The sequence below is a fragment of the Aneurinibacillus aneurinilyticus ATCC 12856 genome, assembly GCF_000466385.1.
GTDB lineage: Bacteria > Bacillota > Bacilli > Aneurinibacillales > Aneurinibacillaceae > Aneurinibacillus > Aneurinibacillus aneurinilyticus.
This window is the reverse complement of sequence record NZ_KE952685.1, coordinates 1,919-2,339: the sequence shown is the minus strand read 5'-3', so window position 1 is coordinate 2,339 and position 421 is coordinate 1,919. Positions and strand designations below refer to the sequence as shown.

The window sequence follows — 421 nt, the reverse complement described above, 5'->3', positions numbered from 1 at the left end:
CGATCTTTGTTTTTTTTCCAATGTTCATATTGATACGCACGCGCATACCAGCCAAATCCAAAAGGATCCAGTTTTTCTTTTTTCACTTTTTCAACGAAGGCTGTAACCTCTTTTTTGAATTGCTCCGCAATTATAGCCGACAGGCGGTCCTTCTCTTTCTCCATATTCATATCAAACGTACGTTCAGCAAGTGTAACATTAAGGTTCATCTTAATATCAAAAACAAATCGATTGTTTTTATAACGGACTTTAATATTACGCTTACTATCATTTATATTTAGCGTTATAAAATCATGCCCTTTTACATTCTGTAGCTTATTCGGCCTTTTAAACGGAAGAGAGGGCATACGGACGGTAAACGTTACCGGGGGTTTCGCTTCCTGCTGTAGCAGGAGAAGCAGGGAGCTTTCCCGGCGGCTCA

The 421-nt window shown here is 39.9% G+C and carries 1 protein-coding gene; it reads right to left on the bottom strand.

Features of this window, described 5'->3' with window-relative positions; all coding sequences use genetic code 11:
- Positions 1-421 (bottom strand): Ger(x)C family spore germination C-terminal domain-containing protein (locus tag HMPREF0083_RS02880; RefSeq protein ID WP_021619506.1); only part of this gene is annotated, 421 nt, incomplete at both ends.